The sequence below is a fragment of the Ruminococcus sp. genome (assembly GCF_019423705.1).
GTDB lineage: Bacteria > Bacillota > Clostridia > Oscillospirales > Ruminococcaceae > Hominimerdicola.
Map to the genome: position 1 here is coordinate 135,235 of NZ_JAHZAX010000004.1, position 16,863 is coordinate 152,097.

A 16,863-nucleotide genomic window follows, 5' to 3' on the forward strand; every position below is an offset into this window, starting at 1 on the left:
AAATTACAGAAAGGAGAGATCTGAATGAAAGAAATAATCGCTCAGATCAAGCAGTATAAAAAAGACTCTATCCTAACACCGATCTTTACAGCGTTGGAAGTCTTTATGGAAATGCTGCTGCCGTTCATAATGGCAAAAATAATCGACGACGGTATTCAAAAAGGCAATATGACTAACGTCTATATCTTCGGCGGACTTATGGTCGTCGCCGCTATGATAAGCCTTCTGTCAGGCTTTCTGGCAGGTAAATACGCCGCCTCCGCTTCCTCAGGCCTCGCCTGCAACCTCCGTGAAGCTATCTACCGCAAGGTGCAGACCTATTCGTTCTCAAATATCGACAAGTTCAGCACCGCAGGCCTCGTTACAAGAATGACCACCGACGTCACAAACGTGCAGAACGCCTATCAGATGATAATCCGTATCGCCGTAAGAGCGCCCCTTATGCTCATCTGCGCAATGGCAATGTGCTTCGCTGTAAGCGGCTCGATGAGCCTTATCTTCCTTGCAGCTATCCTGCTCCTCGGCATCGTCCTCGGTATCATCATCAAAAAGACAATGGCAGTTTTTACAGAAGCCTTCAAAAAGTATGATGACCTCAACGCAAGCATACAGGAAAACGTCTCCGCTATCAGAGTCGTTAAGGCCTATGTAAGAGAGGACTTCGAGCAGAAAAAGTTCAAGAAAGCTTCGGGCAACCTCTATAAAATGTTCGTCAAGGCCGAAAGCCTTATCGCCCTTAATAACCCTGTTATGATGTTCGTTATCTATTCCTGCGTAATGCTCATAAGCTGGCTGGGCGCAAAGAACGTCGTAAACGGCGTGATGAAAACAGGCGAACTCTCCTCAGTTTTCACATATGTCATCTCCGCTATGATGTCCCTTATGATGCTCTCAATGATCTTCGTTATGATCTCAATGTCAACTGCTAGTATCAGACGTATCTCTGAAATTCTCAGAGAGCAGCCCGATCTCCACAACGGCGAAAACCCTTCAACAGATATGAAGGACGGCTCTGTTGACTTCAATAACGTAAGCTTCTCTTATAAGCACGGCAACGGCAAAATGGTTCTCACAGATATCGACCTGCATATCAAGTCGGGCGAAACTATCGGCATAATCGGCTCAACAGGCTGCGGAAAGACCAGCCTTGTGAACCTCATCAGCCGTCTTTACGATGTAGACAGCGGCTCAGTTTGCGTCGGCGGCAAGGACGTAAAGGACTACGATATGGAATATCTGAGAAATCAGGTGGCAGTAGTGCTCCAAAAAAATGTCCTCTTCTCGGGCACCATACTCGATAACCTCCGCTGGGGCAACGAAAACGCTACCGAGGCTGAGTGCATCGAAGCCTGCCAAGCAGCCTGCGCAGATGAGTTTATCGAGCGCTTCCCCGATAAGTATGATACCTATATCGAGCAGGGCGGCACAAACGTCTCCGGCGGACAGAAGCAGAGACTTTGTATCGCAAGAGCGCTGCTCAAAAAGCCGAAAGTCCTTATCCTTGACGATTCCACAAGCGCAGTCGATACCGCAACTGACGCTAAGATAAGAGCAGCTTTCGCAAAGTCTATCCCCGGCACAACAAAGTTCATCATCGCACAGCGTATCTCCAGCGTGCAGGACGCCGATAGGATCCTCGTCCTCGAGGGCGGAAAGGTCAACGGCTTCGGCACTCACGATGAACTGGTCGCAAATAATGAGATATACAAGGAAATTTACGAATCACAGATAAAGGGCGGCGGAGACTTCGATGTCCCAACAGCCGCAACATCAGCAGGAAAGGAGGAAGCTTAATATGCCAAATAATAAGAATGATCCAAACGCAAAAGAGCCTATGAACGGCAAAATGGGCAAGCCGAAAATGTCGGGCGATCAGATGAAAATTCTCGGCAGAGTAATGAAATATATGCTCAAAAGCTATAAATTCTCTTTCATCACAGTCGTTGTGTGTATCCTCGTGCAGGCTGTCACCACCCTTGCGGGAATGATGTTTATTCAGTCCCTTGTTGACGATTATATCACACCGATGCTCAAAACTCAGAGCCACGATTTCTCACCCCTCGCAAAAGCTATCGGCGGCCTTGCAGTAGTCTATGTGGTCGGTATAGCCGCTTCCTATGCCTATAACAGAATAATGGTAAATATCGGACAGGGCACTCTTAGAAATATCAGAGACGATCTGTTTCTCAATATGGAAACACTTCCTATCAAATATTTCGATACCCACCCACACGGCGATATAATGTCAGTTTATACAAACGACGTTGATACCCTTAGACAGTTCATAAGCCAAAGTATCCCACAGCTTATAAACTCCACAGCGACCCTTGTTTCAACACTTATCTCAATGATCGTGCTGAACATTCCGCTGACAATACTTTCTATCGCAATGGCGCTGTTTATGGTAAAGGTAACAAACGACCTCGCTTCAAAATCGGGCAAGCACTTTGCAGCCCAGCAGCGTGACCTCGGCGCAGTTGACGGTTTTATCGAGGAAATGCTTGACGGACAGAAAGTCGTAAAGGTTTTCTGCCACGAGGATAAAGCAATAGAAGATTTCGTAAAGATAAACGACAAGCTTAGAGTAAGCGCAAACGAAGCCAACAAGTACGCAAACATTATGATGCCAATAAACGCAAATATCGGCAACCTTAGCTATGTACTTTGCGCAATTCTCGGCGCTATCCTCGCAATAAACGGCTATGCAGGCCTCACCCTCGGTACTATCGTAACGTTCGTGTCCCTTAACAAGAACTTCACCCAGCCTATCACACAGATAAGCCAGCAGATGACATTCGTCGTTCAGGCAACAGCAGGCGCACAGCGACTTTTCGATCTCCTCGATCAGAAGTCCGAAACAGACGAAGGCTATGTTGAATTTGTCAACGCAAAGTACAATATGAACGGCGAGATCGAAGAGTGCAAAGAGCGTACAGGAATGTGGGCTTGGAAGCACCGCCATCAGGCTGACGGCACAGTCGACTATAAGAAAATGGAAGGCGAAGTTGTGTTCGATGGCGTAGATTTCGGTTACGACGACAGCAAGATAGTCCTCCACGACGTAAAGCTTTTCGCAAAACCTGGTCAGAAGATAGCATTTGTCGGCTCAACAGGCGCAGGCAAGACCACTATCACAAACCTTATCAACCGTTTTTACGATATTCAAGACGGCAAGATACGCTATGACGGCATCAATATCACAAAGATAAAGAAGCCTGCCCTTAGAAAAACTTTGGGCATAGTGTTGCAGGATACCCACCTTTTCACAGGCACAGTAATGGAAAATATCCGTTACGGCAACCTTGACGCAACGGACGAAGAGTGTATGGCGGCCGCAAAGCTCGCCAACGCAAGCGGCTTTATCGAAAGACTTCCCGAGGGCTATAACACAGTCCTCACAGGCGACGGCTCAAACCTCTCACAGGGTCAGCGCCAGCTTATCGCAATAGCAAGAGCCGCAGTCGGCGATCCACCGGTCCTTATCCTCGATGAAGCAACGTCTTCTATCGACACAAGAACTGAAAGCCTCGTGCAGGCAGGAATGGACGCCCTTATGCAGGGCAGAACAACATTCGTTATCGCCCACAGACTTTCCACAGTCAGAAACTCAGACTGCATAATGGTACTTGAGCAGGGCAGGATAATCGAGCGTGGCACTCACGATGAACTTATCGCCAAGAAGGGCAAATACTATCAGCTATATACAGGAAACTTTGCCGAAGAAACGGCGTAAAAGTGAAAAGTGAAAATAGATCAAACAACAAAAACGGGCGAACATTTTGGTGTGTTCGCCCGTTTGCTTTATCAACTTTTTTGTGAAACCAATATATGAATATGATCGCAAAAATAAAAATGCGGTCAACACGCAAATGCCGACCGCTTCAAAAATCTTATTCTTCTTCCTCGTCATCGAAATGATCGTCGTCAACAGACGGCAGAGGAATATCCGCCAAAGGCTCATCGGTGCTTCTGAAATAGGCGTTGAAATCGAAACGGCCCATACAGATACGCTCCCAATACGGCTTGCCCTGCTCAAGTACCAGAACATTGTGCTCGTGAACCTCGAGAACATCATAGATCTTTCCGTATGAATCCTTTACCTGATCGCCCTTTACAACATTGTTCATTATATTCACCTTCCTTGTTACTCTTTGAATTATACCACATTAAACAAAGTCTGTCAATACACTTTTTTAATATAACCGCTCTGTTTGGCGTTAAACCGCACAAAGCGTTTAAGAGAGGAATAAGGAATTATGGTATCGCCTTTTTCTCGTTATTCTCGACCTTCTCAACCTTAACAGTCTTTACCCCCGACCATTCGCCGTACCATTTCGTCTTGCCCACAGTCTTATAATCTCTCGCCTTGAAATACCAGACCTTTCCCACAGCCAGCTTCTTTATCTCCGCCGACGCCTTTTTGCAGTCCGTTATCCATACCGACTTGTAGTTCTTAAATCCGCTGTTGTCGGCGTAAAGTATCTGATAACCCGTGTTGAAGCTGTGCTTTTTGAGCGCCACAGCCGCCGTGAAAGTCTCGCCCTTCTCGTCGGCTTTTCCGGCCTTGATAGTTATGCTCTGCCCCTGGGGCACTATCTTGAAAGTCTTTGTCACGCTGCCCGAGTAATTTCCCTTGCCCGTGATAACTACCTTTGCCGTGCCAACAGCCTTGTTTGAAGAGCATTTCACCGTGTAATCTTTTCCGCTGACAAGTTTCTTGCCCTCGTTCTTTATCACAACATTCGGCACGATAGCCTTGCCCGTCCAAACCTTTTTCTCAGGTATGCCGCTTATCAATGTGTTGGAAAGCTTTGAAACCTTTGCACTCTGCACCTTGTAAGGGTCGGAGTAATCGCCGTATATCTTCTTTCCGCCAACAGTCTCATAACAGCGCACCCTGTAATAATAGGTGTTCTGCCCTAAAACCGTGCCGTCAGAATAAGTCGTCGCTGCAGTCTCGCCAAGCTTTTTCCAGCTCTGCGAGCCCACCTTGCGATAAATCTCATAACCGCACTTGTTTGTCGAACCACCCGAGTAGCTGAGCTTAACAGCGTCCTTTGTGACGGACACCGCCTTGACTTCCGTCACCTTTGAAAGGGTGATAGTGGAGTTTTCGCTCTTCATCAACGCCATAGCGCTGACGTTTTTCAGCGTGTTGTCTTTGATCTCAGCGCTGCTGTTTGAGCTGACGGAAATTCCGTTGCGCCCCGTGGTGTCGATAGTGTTTTTCACTACCTCGATATCCTTAGCCGTGTAGCCCGATACCGAAACGCCGTTGCCAGCGCTGCCCGAAATGCTGTTCGCCTTAACGTCAACGTCCTCGCTATGGTTTGTCACAGTCACACCGTCACGCTGAGAATATGCAACATTGTTCGCAACGATCTCACCGCTTGTGTCAAGATTGTACGCAATGCCGTGACCGCCGCTTGCGGTGATAGTGTTGTTCTTGCAGTCAGCGTCCGAATAGCAGTATACCGAAATGCCGTTCTCTGCGGCGTTCGTGATGGTGTTGCCCTCGATAAGCGCAGCCGAGTCCGCCGAAACGGAAATGCCGTTTTTCTGCGGATTGTAAACAGTATTGCCAATAAGCTTGTTAGAAGCCGAACCGCTGAAAATATTTATGCCATTGTAATTTGCATTGGCCACAGTATTTCCCGAAATGGTGTTGAAAGAGCTGTTTGAAAGCAAAATTCCGCTCCTCGCCGAGTCGGAAACAAGATTGTCCGTTATGACAAGCTCGTTGCTGTCCGTAATGCTAACATTGTTTTTGTCCTTGAAATTCACCCCGTCGTGACCGCAAATAAGCACGTTTGAATCAATAACGCAGTTTGCAGCGTCATTGATGATAAGGGTCGTTCCCGTTGATTCTATCCTGTTTTCCGATATCTCAACGCCCGTTATGCAAAAGTCATAATCCGGTATGATCTCGCTGCCCGATACCTCATATCCTGCCAGCATAATTCCGCAAGTGTAACCATTGTCGTCCGTGGCGTTGGTGGCTATTGTGTTGCCCGTGATAACAGAATTAGCGTCTGAAACAACATTTTCCATTGCGCTATCCATCGAACCCTGAGCAGGTGCGTGGAAATTGCTGTCGGGCAAACGTGACATCGACTTGAATTCAATTCCGCTGGCACAATTGGTCAAAGTGTTGTTTTGTATAGTGCAGTCTTGATAATTATACATTATCATCGCCGTGCCGCTGAGGTTTTCAAAAGTGTTGTCCTCAATGAGGATATTTTTGTAATATACCCCCACAGTCACAGAGTGTGAACCAAGTCCACGGCAAATGCCCGAAAACAAATTGTCCTTTATAACAACGTTCTCGCAAGCCGTGTCGTCAAAGGGCGCATAGCCTGCAAAAACCTCTTCGCTGTTCATACAGTCAAGCTGGATAGCCTCTTTTTTGAGCTCACCGCTGTAACCCGTAAAAACGCACTCCTCGATAGTAACATCAGCCGCACCGCCGATCTCAACGTGGTGTCCGTCCGCATTGTTGGAAACGTGAACGTCTTTGAGAAGCAAATTCCTGCAATGTGCGAACCTCAGATTAGAAAATTCCGCAAGACTGGGGTATTCCGCCGTGTTGCCGTTCCATTCGCCGCCCTCGAGGATAATATTCTGCACCCCGTCATAACCGCCAATGCCGTTGGGGTCGGTCTTTAAAAGCGAGCCAAAAGGCGAACACCTCTTGAGCTCAGCCCCATCCTCGCAGTATATCCAAGTGTCGCTGTAAACCACCAAAGAGCTTGACAAAAGATAAGTACCTTTCGGGATAATTACCTTTGTGGTGATACCCTTTCGTGAGTTGACTTTCGCCGTGTCGAGCGCCGCCTGTATCTGCTTGTCAGCAGTAGCGAAAGCGGTGTTGTCAGCGTTAAAATCAGCGCAAACGTTGATCTCTTCGATCTTCATATGTGAGAAGTCGAAGTCCGCACCATTAGCGGTGGAGCCGGCAGAACTGATAACTTCCTGCGCAAAAACAGGCTGACCCACCGATAGAGCGCCGCCGAGAGAGAAAACCATCATCAGCGAGACCACCAGCGCAGACAGCCGTTTGACTATATTCTTATTTTCATAATCGCCAATAAAAACCATTTACATTGTCTCCTTAGCAACTGCGTGTATATATTTTTGAGAAGTTGACGTTATAAGTAATATTATAAAGCAAAGTTAAACATAAGTCAACAAAGAATAAACTTTTTGTGAATGTCGCACAAAATCAACGCCCCATATTTGGTAGGCAGCAGGAACGACGCGATTTTGCGACACAGCTACCCCCGACGTAACATCAATCGCACTACAAAACAAAAAGAGCGCACTCTCAAAAGTACGCTCTCTATAAAATATCAAATTAGTAAGCCTTGCCCCAAAGCACCATATGCTTAGCAGGCTTGCCGCAGCAAACGCAAACATCATCAATGTGCTCCTGCTCAAAAGGTATGCACCTCGAGCCAACACCTGTGATCTCCTTTACCTTGTCCTCGCAAGCCTCTTCGCCGCACCACATTGCCTTGACAAAACCGTCACCCTTTTCTTCGAGAGCAGCCGTTATCTCGTCAAGGGTCTTGCAAACGTAAGTGCGTCTCTCCCTGTTGGCAAGCGCCTTCTCGTAAAGTCCATCGTGTACAGCCTGAAGCCTCTCGTTGACAGTCTCTATAAGATCGCCAAGCTTGCAGAATACCTTCTCACGATCGTGTCTCGTTACAAGTACGCATTGATCGTTCTCAATGTCCTTAGGACCTATCTCAAGCCTTACAGGTACACCCTTCATCTCGTATTCAGCAAACTTCCAGCCTGGCGACTGCTCTGAATCGTCAAGCTTTACTCTTATGCCTGCCGCCTTGAGCTGCTCGTAAAGCTCCCTAGCCTTGTCAAGTACACCTTCCTTGTGCTGCGCAACTGGTACGATAACTACCTGTATCGGCGCAACTGCTGGTGGCAGAACAAGTCCGTTGTCATCGCCGTGTGTCATTATGATAGCACCGATAAGTCTAGTCGTCGAACCCCAAGATGTCTGATATGGGTGAGCAAGCTTGTTGTCTCTGCCCGTGAATGTTATGTCAAATGCCTTTGCAAAACCATTGCCGAAATAGTGCGACGTTGCCGCCTGCAAAGCCTTGCCGTCGTGCATAAGCGCCTCGATAGCGTATGTCGCCTCTGCACCTGCAAACTTGTCGCTCTCCGTCTTTCTGCCCTTTACAATTGGCATAGCAAGCTGCTGCTCGCAGAAATCAGCGTATACGTTCAGCATTCTCTCTGTCTCTTCAATTGCCTCCTCAGGGGTCTCGTGAATAGTGTGACCCTCCTGCCAAAGGAACTCTCTCGAACGCAGGAATGGCCTTGTGGTCTTTTCCCAACGTACAACAGATACCCATTGATTGTAAAGCTTCGGCAGATCTCTGTAAGAGTGTACAATGTCAGCATAATGTTCGCAGAACAAAGTCTCAGAAGTCGGTCTAACGCAAAGTCTGTCCTCAAGCTTCTCGCTTCCGCCGTGTGTCACCCAAGCGACCTCAGGCGCAAAGCCCTCAACGTGATCTTTCTCCTTCTGAAGCAGGCTCTCAGGGATAAACATAGGCATATTAACGTTCTCGTGACCAAGCTCCTTGAACTTGCCGTCCATAATGCGCTGAATGTTCTCCCAGATCGCATAGCCGTAAGGTCTTATTACCATACAGCCCTTTACGCTTGTGTATGAAACAAGCTCAGCCTTCATACAAATGTCAGTATACCACTTTGCGAAATCCTCGTCCATTGAGGTGATCGCATTGACCATTTTCTTGTCCTTAGCCATTTATAAAAACCTCTTTCCAATTAAACTTCTTATATTCTTGCATTTATATTCATATAAATTTATACTATTATAATAGCGCCGCTATTCGCCGCCCCTTGTATCCTCAGTATTATCAACATTATCGGCGGACTTTTCAGGGCTTTGCTTTTTCTTCTTTTTGAAGTTAAAAGCGTAAATATCCTCATTATATATCTTGTAATTTGGATCCCAATCATCAAGCTTAGACTTGTCAAACATACCCTGAACATTGTAATTCCTGGGGTCATTGCCCGTTACATTGTCGTCCACCCTTTCGGGATCGTCATTCTCCGCAAGGTTCGGGTGTCTCTTCTCGATGAACTGAGCGAGCTTAGGCGTAATAAGGCAGGCAATAACGATAAGCGACATAATAATAACGCACCCGATAGCCAGCTTGCCCAGCAATAAAAGCAGCTCTTTATTCAAACGGATCACCCCTTTTGCACAAATATATATTCATTATAACACGAAACCAAGGTAAATGCAAGGTCTCTGGAACGTATTTTTTTATTTCTCATGTTGGTTTGTCAATGATGTGTTACACATTTTTTTATTTATTATAGTTAAATTCGTATACTTCACCAAATTTAATATAGTCATTATATACACTTTGTGGAGTTTTCCAATCTAACGCACGTGTCGGAATGTTGTTATACTGATAGTTCCAACGTTTAAGCTGTCGCTTGAAGTCCTCAAAGTCATAGAATTTGTGTGTGGCGTAAAAATATTCGTTATCCTTGCGGTGGGAGCGTTCAACTTTGCCGTTATGACGTGGGGTCATAGGCTTTATAAGCTTATGTATGCAGTTGTGTTTCTTGCACCAAATATCAAGCAACGAGGGTTTATCTTTATTTGTGTTAAAGCGGTTAGTAAATTCCGAGCCGTTGTCGGTCTGAATACACTCTATTTTGAATTTCCAAGCGCTTTGCAATGCTTCTACAAACTGATATGTACTATATGTGCTTTGCTCTTTAAACGCCATTAGAAAGCGTTTACGGCTGTACTCGTCTATTGCTGTATACTGATAGTATTTTTCAGTACCGATAATGCAAGAAGTCGGAACAACTTTCACATCAATCTGAACACGCTGACCGCAATAAAACATTGTTTCGTATTTCTTTGGCTTTATCTTTGGATTTGGTAGCTTAACAGTGATAGCGTTAAGCCTTCTAAGCTGTCTGTAAAGGCTTGTGATAGAACGCTTATAGCCTGCTTGTACAAGCTTAACATAGAGCATTACAAGTCCTGTGTGCTTGTTTTTGCGGTGGTAGTTCTTGATAAGGTTTATTTCACTCTCAGTATGAGCGGTTGGAAAAGACTTTGGACAATGAGAACGATTGAGCAGGCTCTTTGTAGTGCCGTCATAGCGATTTTTCCAACGATAGACATATTGTCTATTGGTATTGTAATTGATAGCGGCTTTTGTAACGCCGTACTTAAGAGCGTATTTCACAAGGCTCTCACGATAACTTGCGAGCTGATTAGAAGTTTTCATTTTCAATCGTCCTTTCATCATAACCATAGGTAAAGAGGGGAAATCTTGAACGGCGTTCCCCTCTTGCAGAGCATTGAAATCATTGAAAGCTTTGAAATGTTGAAAACTCTGTAAGCTGTTGGTTTCCAACATTCCAACACTTCCAACACTCAGCAATTCACCCCCAGCCGTCCGCTTGATGGATAGATACACAGACATTAAGACAAATAGTAAGAGATAGCGAAAAGCGCAATAGAGAGATAGTTTGCAAAAGGCAAGAGAAAGTAAAGGCTATTGCCGTAGAAAAACATATCATCAATTATACAAATATCAAGTATAACAAGCAACAGGGCAAAGCCAATGATAATAAATAGCTGCATAAAATCACCACCTTTAATATTCTGCAACACGATAAAATGTAAAAAGTGTATAAGGTTTGTAATCGTTCTGCAACACGATAAAATGTAAAAAGTGTATAAGGTTTGTAATCGCTAACACGAGATACGATTATATGAGACATAGGGGTAAAATGATGAGAATTAATCCAATAAGCCGAAGCAAGGGTACGTGCTTCCTTCATATTGCAAGCCATACAGTAAAATTCATAATGTGAGCCGTATTTTTTTACATCAAATTCAACCTTATAAAAATAATGTCTTTTCATATCAATCAACCCTTTCTGCGGTTTTGTGGGTTATCCGCTTTCCCTTTGTCTGTATTTATTATAACACGTATATACGTATATTGCAATAGGCAAATTACACGAATATACGTATTGACGTATTTGGAAAAGTGTGATATACTAAGGCAAAGGAGTGATAATAATGTCAAAGGTAAAATTCACAACAACGATTGACCAAGACATTCTTGAAAAAGCGAAGATACAAGCAATCAAGGAGAAAACAAGTGTAGCGAAAATCATTGAAAAATTGCTGACAGAATATTTAAACAACGTAAGCGAGGGATAGAAAATGAGTGAGATAATTAATTCAAGTGAGGCATTGGCAACAATGCTGTTAGGCTTTGCGATAGTAAGCATAATAATCAACCTTGTGCTATTTATAGCAATAGTATGCACAGCAATTAACACGAGCAAGACTAACAAGGAGTTGCAGGAAATAAAGCAAATACTTGTTGATGAAAAATACAACAATATGCAATAGCACAAAACACCGCTGAGAGCCTAAAGGCAACCTCAGCGGTGTTTTTCTACCATTTGCTTTGCTTACGCATACGCTTATTCTGTTTGCGATCAAGGGGGATATTATTGCTCTCGCTATCACAATTACGCAATATTTCTTCATCAGATATATAATCTCTGTTGAGCATATTCGTCACAAGTTCCGAAGTATCATAAAGCTTGCGGTATTGGTTACGCTGTAAATGTGTGACCGTTGACGAACAAACAGGGGTGTATGAATGATTTTCGGAGTACATTTCATACTCCTCTATATCGTACTTATAGCCCGTCATAAGCCTTGTAAAAGGGTGTCTGAAATACGTTCGGCAGGCGGTAACATCTGCCGTAATGTCACGTATCTGCTTGTCTAAGAGGTTAAATCTCTGAACTGTGGCAAGTATCATCATACGGCGTTTTCTGCATTGGCACAAATGCTGGTAAAGGCTTTTCGGAACGCTGTTGCGACCTCCCGAAAAATCACGGCTGTTGAAAATCGTTCCTATCTCATCAATCAATACTAGCGTGTTTTTCGGAGCGTTCAAGATATCCTGCGGAGAGTTAAGGGGATAAATCTTTGTATATTCGGGAAAACCCGAAAGCTTAATATTCGTGACAATATTGAGTTGAGGATACTTACAGCACAGCTTGTACGCTTCCGTCACCATAAGAGAGGTTTTGCCAGCTCCAAACTTGCCGACGTATAAATGTATGCCCCAGCCTTGAAAAAGCTGTTTCCAGTTGAAATAAAGGGCTGTGGCTTTATCATATGATACATAAGCAGTAAGGGCAGGCAGACGAACGAAATAATCTAAAATAACCATATTATCACCACTTTCTCGGATTGAAAAATCTTATCATAGCGTTATACAACATCTTCCACAACAAATAAAGCATTATGCAGGCAAAAATGAACTCAATGCAAAGTACACCGAACTGTTTCCAAGTGGTTATAGTGTCGATTGCGGAAAGGTCACAGCCCAAGAGTTTGAGAAGTTGGTAACAGGAATTTTCAACATCATACAGCATTATTATCACCGCCCTTTTCAAGTTCCTGTTGGTCTACATACCGCTCTATAAGCTTTTTGCGTGGCAGGCTCATTTGAGTGTCAAGCTTAAAACGCTTGATATCTGATACAAAGACCGCCACGCCGCAGAGTGCGGAGAACATAAGGACAATACAAAGTATTATCACAAATAGTTTGAGTATAGCTAACATATCAATATCCTTTCTTGTTAAAATGCCATAGGATAAGCATTATTATGAAACATATAAGCAAATTTAAAATCAAATCTAACATATTAATCACCATTTAGAAGATAATGTAGCAATGCGATCGAACAGGAGATAACAAAAAATCCGATAAGCATTGCACCCAGCGTGAAACTATACTGACCGAAACGAAGTTGGAGCCCGAACAAGTTCCATATAGCACCGAAAACAGTTTTCATTGTATCAAAGAAATTCATAAATGCCCCCTTATTTTATAGCCCACTTTACAATACAAATGCCAAGCATAATAGTGAAAAAAGCAATAAGCACGGTAATGAAGATAGACGGCATAAGACCTATACTTGCGGTCATAAACTTAAAGAAATCTGATGTGCTGTCAAAAATTGATGATATGTCAGAGAGATTAAAGCTAAATGAGCCGAATTCTTCATCATAAGTCTTATTTCTTATGTATTCGTCAAAATCTTCTTTTGTATCAAAATCTGTTCCGTTTTCAAGTCCGTCATAATCGGTAAATTTACTAGGTGGAAATGGGTCATCAAGCATATCAGAAATAGACTTATCCGTAGGATATTCAACGCCGTTTATCTCTAATGGTTTGTAGTCGGGATAATCTTTGAATGAAAATCCGTCAGAAACAACGGTGTAAAAATCGTAACCATTGCCACCATACAAGCCATTTATCTTGCTTGCTACAGCGTTGTCGGGTAGCTCTTTGTAAAAGGTCTTAAACTCTGCGTTATTGGCGTAGAAGTCCTTAGCGTAGCCCTCAGCACCTGTTTCATACAGATACCTTTTGCCTACAACAACGATATACAAAATATCCTGTTCTCCAAGTTTGTCAGCACCTTTGATATTTTCAAGATTTATCGTGTGCGTGTTGGTCATATTTGCACCATTAGCGATAGGCAAGCCGAAAAGTGGTGTAACGCCATTGCAGAAAGCGGTATTTGCAACGCCGTCAGCATTTTCAGAGGTCATTTCGCCAACGTTTCCCGAAGAAGTATCGGCGGAAGAACTGTCGGGCGTGCTGACAGTATCGTACTTTGAATCAGTTGTTGTATTAGATTTTGTTTTGCCGTAAGCTGTTGTAAGTACGTATTTTGACTTATCAAGAAATGTATAAATTGCTCCGTCCATAGCTTTTTTAGTTCCGTAAATGTTCGGGTTATATGGTGTTATGAACAATACATACTGATATGTATATTGCGTTGCTTTCGGGTCTTTATCAAGAGCCTTTTGCATAGCCTGCTTGTATTCGTCAGTAAGCTTGACAGTAACATCTATATTGTTGTTTGTTATGGTTTCGCCGTCATTTTTTGCACCCGGAGCGGACAATGTTCCCGAGCGTGACATACCTGTTGTGAGTTTTCGGGAATACTGAACGGAAAATGGGACAACGGGGGCGTCGGGGTCAACAATATCCGTTACACCATCAATTTTGATGTTTGAATAAACAATATGAAATTGAATAGACGATTGACCAGTAAGAGATTTATAAAGAGATGATGAGTAAAAAGGATTGTTAAAATTAAGATTACGATTATTCCAATAACCATTAACAATATCTTCGGTTGTCTCACAACCATTATCACCAATATGACCGTAATAAAGTCCATTGTAACTAACTGTAGTACCAATATACTTTTTATCAAATACTTCAATACGATAAGCAATACTATTATCAGAATTTTGAGCCCAAGCAACAATACAAAGCTAAATCAGAAGTTCCCCAATGTTTGTTAAGGATATTCTTATAATTTGCGAGCAATACATCAGAAACATTACTTGTAGTTAGGGCAGGATATGTTGTATCCGCGCTCGCAGGCAGGACAAACGAAACGCACATCAAGACAAGGGCGGAAACAATGCACAAAGCTTGTCTAATTCGTTTTTTCATATATAATCTCCTTTCATTAAGATAAAAAAACAAGGGGCGGAGCAGAAGCCCCACCCCAAGCGGTGAATATACAAGGCTTATGCCTTGCCCTTTGTAAGCTTTCTTACAACGCCGATACCTACACCGAGGAGCGAAGCACCCATTGTATTTTTCTCCTTTCATTGATTAAAGTATATCAATACTTACAACAACAGGCTTTTCCTGTCCGCCGTAAGTTCTGACTTCATAATTGATCTTGATTGCCGTGTCGATAAGTGCGGAAGTGTCGGGGAAAGTGTTCTGCAAAACCCTTGTAGGCACTTTCACAGCCTGCACGCCGTAACCTGTTACGCCGTTTTCTTCTTTAAGGCAAAACAGCGTGTAATTATCCCACGGCTTGCCGTTTTTTAGCGTTCCTGAGTTTTTCTTAAATCCTTTGATTATGTACATAAACGTACACTCCTTTCATTTGCTGTACAATTATTTGTACTCTTTGCTATGTTTAGATATTATCACATATCAAGCATAATGTCAATGCATATCAAGTTATTTCGTATGTTTATATTTTTATAGGGTGTTTTTTTGTACAGATTGTACAACTAGCACGATTGTATTTTCTTCTTGAAATAAAGTGCCCTTTTCCTGCACTCATATTCACCGCTCAGAAAATACCTTGCCATATGGATATTATAGCTATCAAGATACGGCTTGAGAAAACTGTGTGAGAGTACAAACCTTTCAAGGCTGACTGCTTCGTCACGGAACATTTTAGGGTTGTCATAGTTTTTCATTTTCATTCGTCCTTTCGTTATGGTTGTAAGTTTTCGTCTTTTTCAAGATTATACTTCAATTTATATGATCTGAGGTCGGCTTCCTCAAATATCATCCCGTCTTTATATGTAACAAGCTTATTGATACGCCTAACAAAGGCGTTCCAAGTTTCATAATACTTGTGTTGAATAGCGGTGTACTGCTCTTCAAAGTTCCAATTTGATATGATATACACCTTTGTAAAACAAGCTATCCTATTCATATATCTTGCAGGAAGTTCAAGAGGGTAGCCGTCAAGGTAGTTAAGCATATTATCAATAGGCAGGCTGTTTCTGAACTCCTCAAATACAATAACGTCTTGTCCGTGGTAGCTGTCAAAGGGGTGTTTGTAGTCGGTGATACGATATACTTTATCATAGCCGTACTGCTCCATAACACTTCTTGTTTTACCTGTTCCCGATTGTCCGCAGATATATGTGACCTGAACATCACGGAACACGTTACGCCACTTATCAAAGACGTAAAGGTCACGGACTTTTTGCAGGCGGTCAATTTGATTCCAAAGCTGTGGAAATTCTTCAAGAAGTTTGATATCGTCAGCACCTTCCTTTATGCGTTGCAGTATATCTTCATTTGTAAGCTGTTTACCGCCTTTTGTTACACGCAGTTCGCCCCACTCCTGCACCTCGCCTATGCGAGTATCTGACTTTTTGCAATAGTCGCTTGCTTGTTGCGCTGTGCCGTTGGCGAACTCTCCGTGAAAGAACTGAGGTGGGAACATATTCTGTAAGGTAGTGCCACGCTTGCGATTTTTAAACTGTATAAAGCCTTGAATATGTTCGGTATTTTCGTTATGACCTCTCTCACGCTAAAAGACATAGTAATTTACTTCTTCATACTGCATAATGAAATTTATAACCTTTTCATTAGTATCAAACGTGAGGTCTTTAAATTTATCCTTTTCACCGCAGGTCTTGACCTTTGACGGATTATTTATTGTAAAACACCAATTACAAGACTGTTTCGGCATTATTTTTCACCTCTGTGCGCTTATGTTTGTGCGTGTGCGATTATTTTTCCATATGAGCGCACAACCGTAAACGGCGTATTTACTTGCATTTCTGCCTGCTTGTGCGATTGTGCGGTAGGGGGTAAAGGGTAATACTAACCTTTACCCCCTGCATACCTACTTCCGATTTTCTCAGATTTAGGCATAAAAAAATAGATGTGATACGTTTTGTAACACATCTATTGTAAACCTACATCTGGAACGTATTTTTTTATTTCTCAAAAATGTCGTCAACAGCAGTAGAGTGAGGAGTTAGGAGTGAGGAATGAGGAATGGTGGTATCGCCGTTGGCGATGATTTCTTTTGTGTCGATCGGCTTGTTTTTTTCATAATCAACAGCTTCTTTTAATTCAGTCATAATACTTTCAAAAACATTCATATAATATCCTCCTAGTAGAAATAAATGAAAGACGAATAGCTTAGAGATTTTATTGTCAATTGTAG

At 43.1% G+C, this 16,863-nt stretch carries 19 protein-coding genes and 1 pseudogene; 4 read left to right on the top strand and 16 right to left on the bottom strand.

What is annotated here, in order from left to right; translation table 11 throughout:
* Positions 1-24 precede the first annotated feature (24 nt).
* Positions 25-1,794, top strand: a complete 1,770-nt coding sequence (locus QZ371_RS04750) for an ABC transporter ATP-binding protein (RefSeq protein WP_295210171.1) — start codon at positions 25-27, stop codon at positions 1,792-1,794.
* A 40-nt stretch (positions 1,795-1,834) separates the two neighbouring features.
* On the top strand, positions 1,835-3,733 hold the full coding sequence (locus QZ371_RS04755; RefSeq protein ID WP_295210332.1) for an ABC transporter ATP-binding protein: 1,899 nt from the start codon (positions 1,835-1,837) through the stop codon (positions 3,731-3,733).
* A gap of 157 nt (positions 3,734-3,890) precedes the next feature.
* Here QZ371_RS04755 and QZ371_RS04760 read toward each other — a convergent pair whose 3' ends face one another.
* The 5 genes from QZ371_RS04760 to QZ371_RS04780 form a co-directional block, all read right to left on the bottom strand.
* Entirely contained in the window at positions 3,891-4,127 is a 237-nt protein-coding gene (locus QZ371_RS04760) for a hypothetical protein (protein ID WP_295210173.1), read from the bottom strand.
* Between the two features lie 127 nt (positions 4,128-4,254).
* Positions 4,255-7,098 carry a right-handed parallel beta-helix repeat-containing protein gene (locus QZ371_RS04765; RefSeq protein ID WP_295210175.1) on the bottom strand — a complete coding sequence of 948 codons (2,844 nt, stop codon included), beginning with the start codon at positions 7,096-7,098 and terminating at the stop codon, positions 4,255-4,257.
* 256 nt (positions 7,099-7,354) lie between these two features.
* On the bottom strand, positions 7,355-8,797 hold the full coding sequence (gene proS, locus QZ371_RS04770) for a proline--tRNA ligase (RefSeq protein WP_295210178.1): 1,443 nt from the start codon (positions 8,795-8,797) through the stop codon (positions 7,355-7,357).
* An 81-nt stretch (positions 8,798-8,878) separates the two neighbouring features.
* On the bottom strand, positions 8,879-9,241 hold the full coding sequence (locus tag QZ371_RS04775) for a hypothetical protein (RefSeq protein ID WP_295210181.1): 363 nt from the start codon (positions 9,239-9,241) through the stop codon (positions 8,879-8,881).
* Positions 9,242-9,365: 124 nt separating this feature from the next.
* Positions 9,366-10,310, bottom strand: coding sequence for a DDE-type integrase/transposase/recombinase (locus tag QZ371_RS04780; protein WP_295210184.1), 945 nt, complete (start codon positions 10,308-10,310; stop codon positions 9,366-9,368).
* A gap of 803 nt (positions 10,311-11,113) precedes the next feature.
* Between QZ371_RS04780 and QZ371_RS04785 the strand changes: the two genes are divergently transcribed.
* Together QZ371_RS04785 and QZ371_RS04790 are read left to right on the top strand one after the other, a co-directional pair.
* A complete protein-coding gene (locus QZ371_RS04785; protein ID WP_295210187.1) occupies positions 11,114-11,257 on the top strand; it encodes a DUF6364 family protein in 144 nt (47 codons plus the stop codon).
* Positions 11,258-11,260: 3 nt separating this feature from the next.
* On the top strand, positions 11,261-11,452 hold the full coding sequence (locus QZ371_RS04790; protein ID WP_295210190.1) for a hypothetical protein: 192 nt from the start codon (positions 11,261-11,263) through the stop codon (positions 11,450-11,452).
* A 46-nt stretch (positions 11,453-11,498) separates the two neighbouring features.
* On the opposite strand, the gene QZ371_RS04795 is transcribed toward QZ371_RS04790, so the two are convergent.
* From QZ371_RS04795 to QZ371_RS04840, 11 genes and pseudogenes are all read right to left on the bottom strand, one after another.
* The gene (locus tag QZ371_RS04795) at positions 11,499-12,290 is read right to left on the bottom strand and encodes a zonular occludens toxin domain-containing protein (RefSeq protein ID WP_295210193.1); all 792 of its coding nucleotides are present in this window, start codon (positions 12,288-12,290) and stop codon (positions 11,499-11,501) included.
* Between the two features lie 4 nt (positions 12,291-12,294).
* A complete protein-coding gene (locus QZ371_RS04800; protein WP_295210196.1) occupies positions 12,295-12,495 on the bottom strand; it encodes a hypothetical protein in 201 nt (66 codons plus the stop codon).
* A complete protein-coding gene (locus QZ371_RS04805) occupies positions 12,485-12,685 on the bottom strand; it encodes a hypothetical protein (RefSeq protein WP_295210198.1) in 201 nt (66 codons plus the stop codon). Before QZ371_RS04805 ends, QZ371_RS04800 begins: the two co-directional genes overlap by 11 nt.
* Before the next feature lie 83 nt (positions 12,686-12,768).
* Complete coding sequence (locus QZ371_RS04810) at positions 12,769-12,936, bottom strand: hypothetical protein (protein WP_295210201.1); 168 nt, start codon at positions 12,934-12,936, stop codon at positions 12,769-12,771.
* 10 nt (positions 12,937-12,946) lie between these two features.
* A complete protein-coding gene (locus QZ371_RS04815) occupies positions 12,947-14,056 on the bottom strand; it encodes a hypothetical protein (protein ID WP_295210204.1) in 1,110 nt (369 codons plus the stop codon).
* Positions 14,057-14,765: 709 nt separating this feature from the next.
* Complete coding sequence (locus QZ371_RS04820; protein WP_295210207.1) at positions 14,766-15,029, bottom strand: hypothetical protein; 264 nt, start codon at positions 15,027-15,029, stop codon at positions 14,766-14,768.
* 149 nt (positions 15,030-15,178) lie between these two features.
* Positions 15,179-15,370 carry a hypothetical protein gene (locus QZ371_RS04825; RefSeq protein WP_295210209.1) on the bottom strand — a complete coding sequence of 64 codons (192 nt, stop codon included), beginning with the start codon at positions 15,368-15,370 and terminating at the stop codon, positions 15,179-15,181.
* 17 nt (positions 15,371-15,387) lie between these two features.
* Entirely contained in the window at positions 15,388-16,035 is a 648-nt protein-coding gene (locus QZ371_RS04830; RefSeq protein WP_366558699.1) for a hypothetical protein, read from the bottom strand.
* Between the two features lie 33 nt (positions 16,036-16,068).
* Positions 16,069-16,191 (bottom strand): annotated as a pseudogene (locus QZ371_RS11560) (hypothetical protein); the annotation flags it as partial.
* 27 nt (positions 16,192-16,218) lie between these two features.
* Positions 16,219-16,380, bottom strand: a complete 162-nt coding sequence (locus QZ371_RS04835) for a hypothetical protein (RefSeq protein WP_295210211.1) — start codon at positions 16,378-16,380, stop codon at positions 16,219-16,221.
* A gap of 250 nt (positions 16,381-16,630) precedes the next feature.
* On the bottom strand, positions 16,631-16,798 hold the full coding sequence (locus QZ371_RS04840) for a hypothetical protein (RefSeq protein ID WP_295210214.1): 168 nt from the start codon (positions 16,796-16,798) through the stop codon (positions 16,631-16,633).
* Between the last annotated feature and the right edge of the window lie 65 nt (positions 16,799-16,863).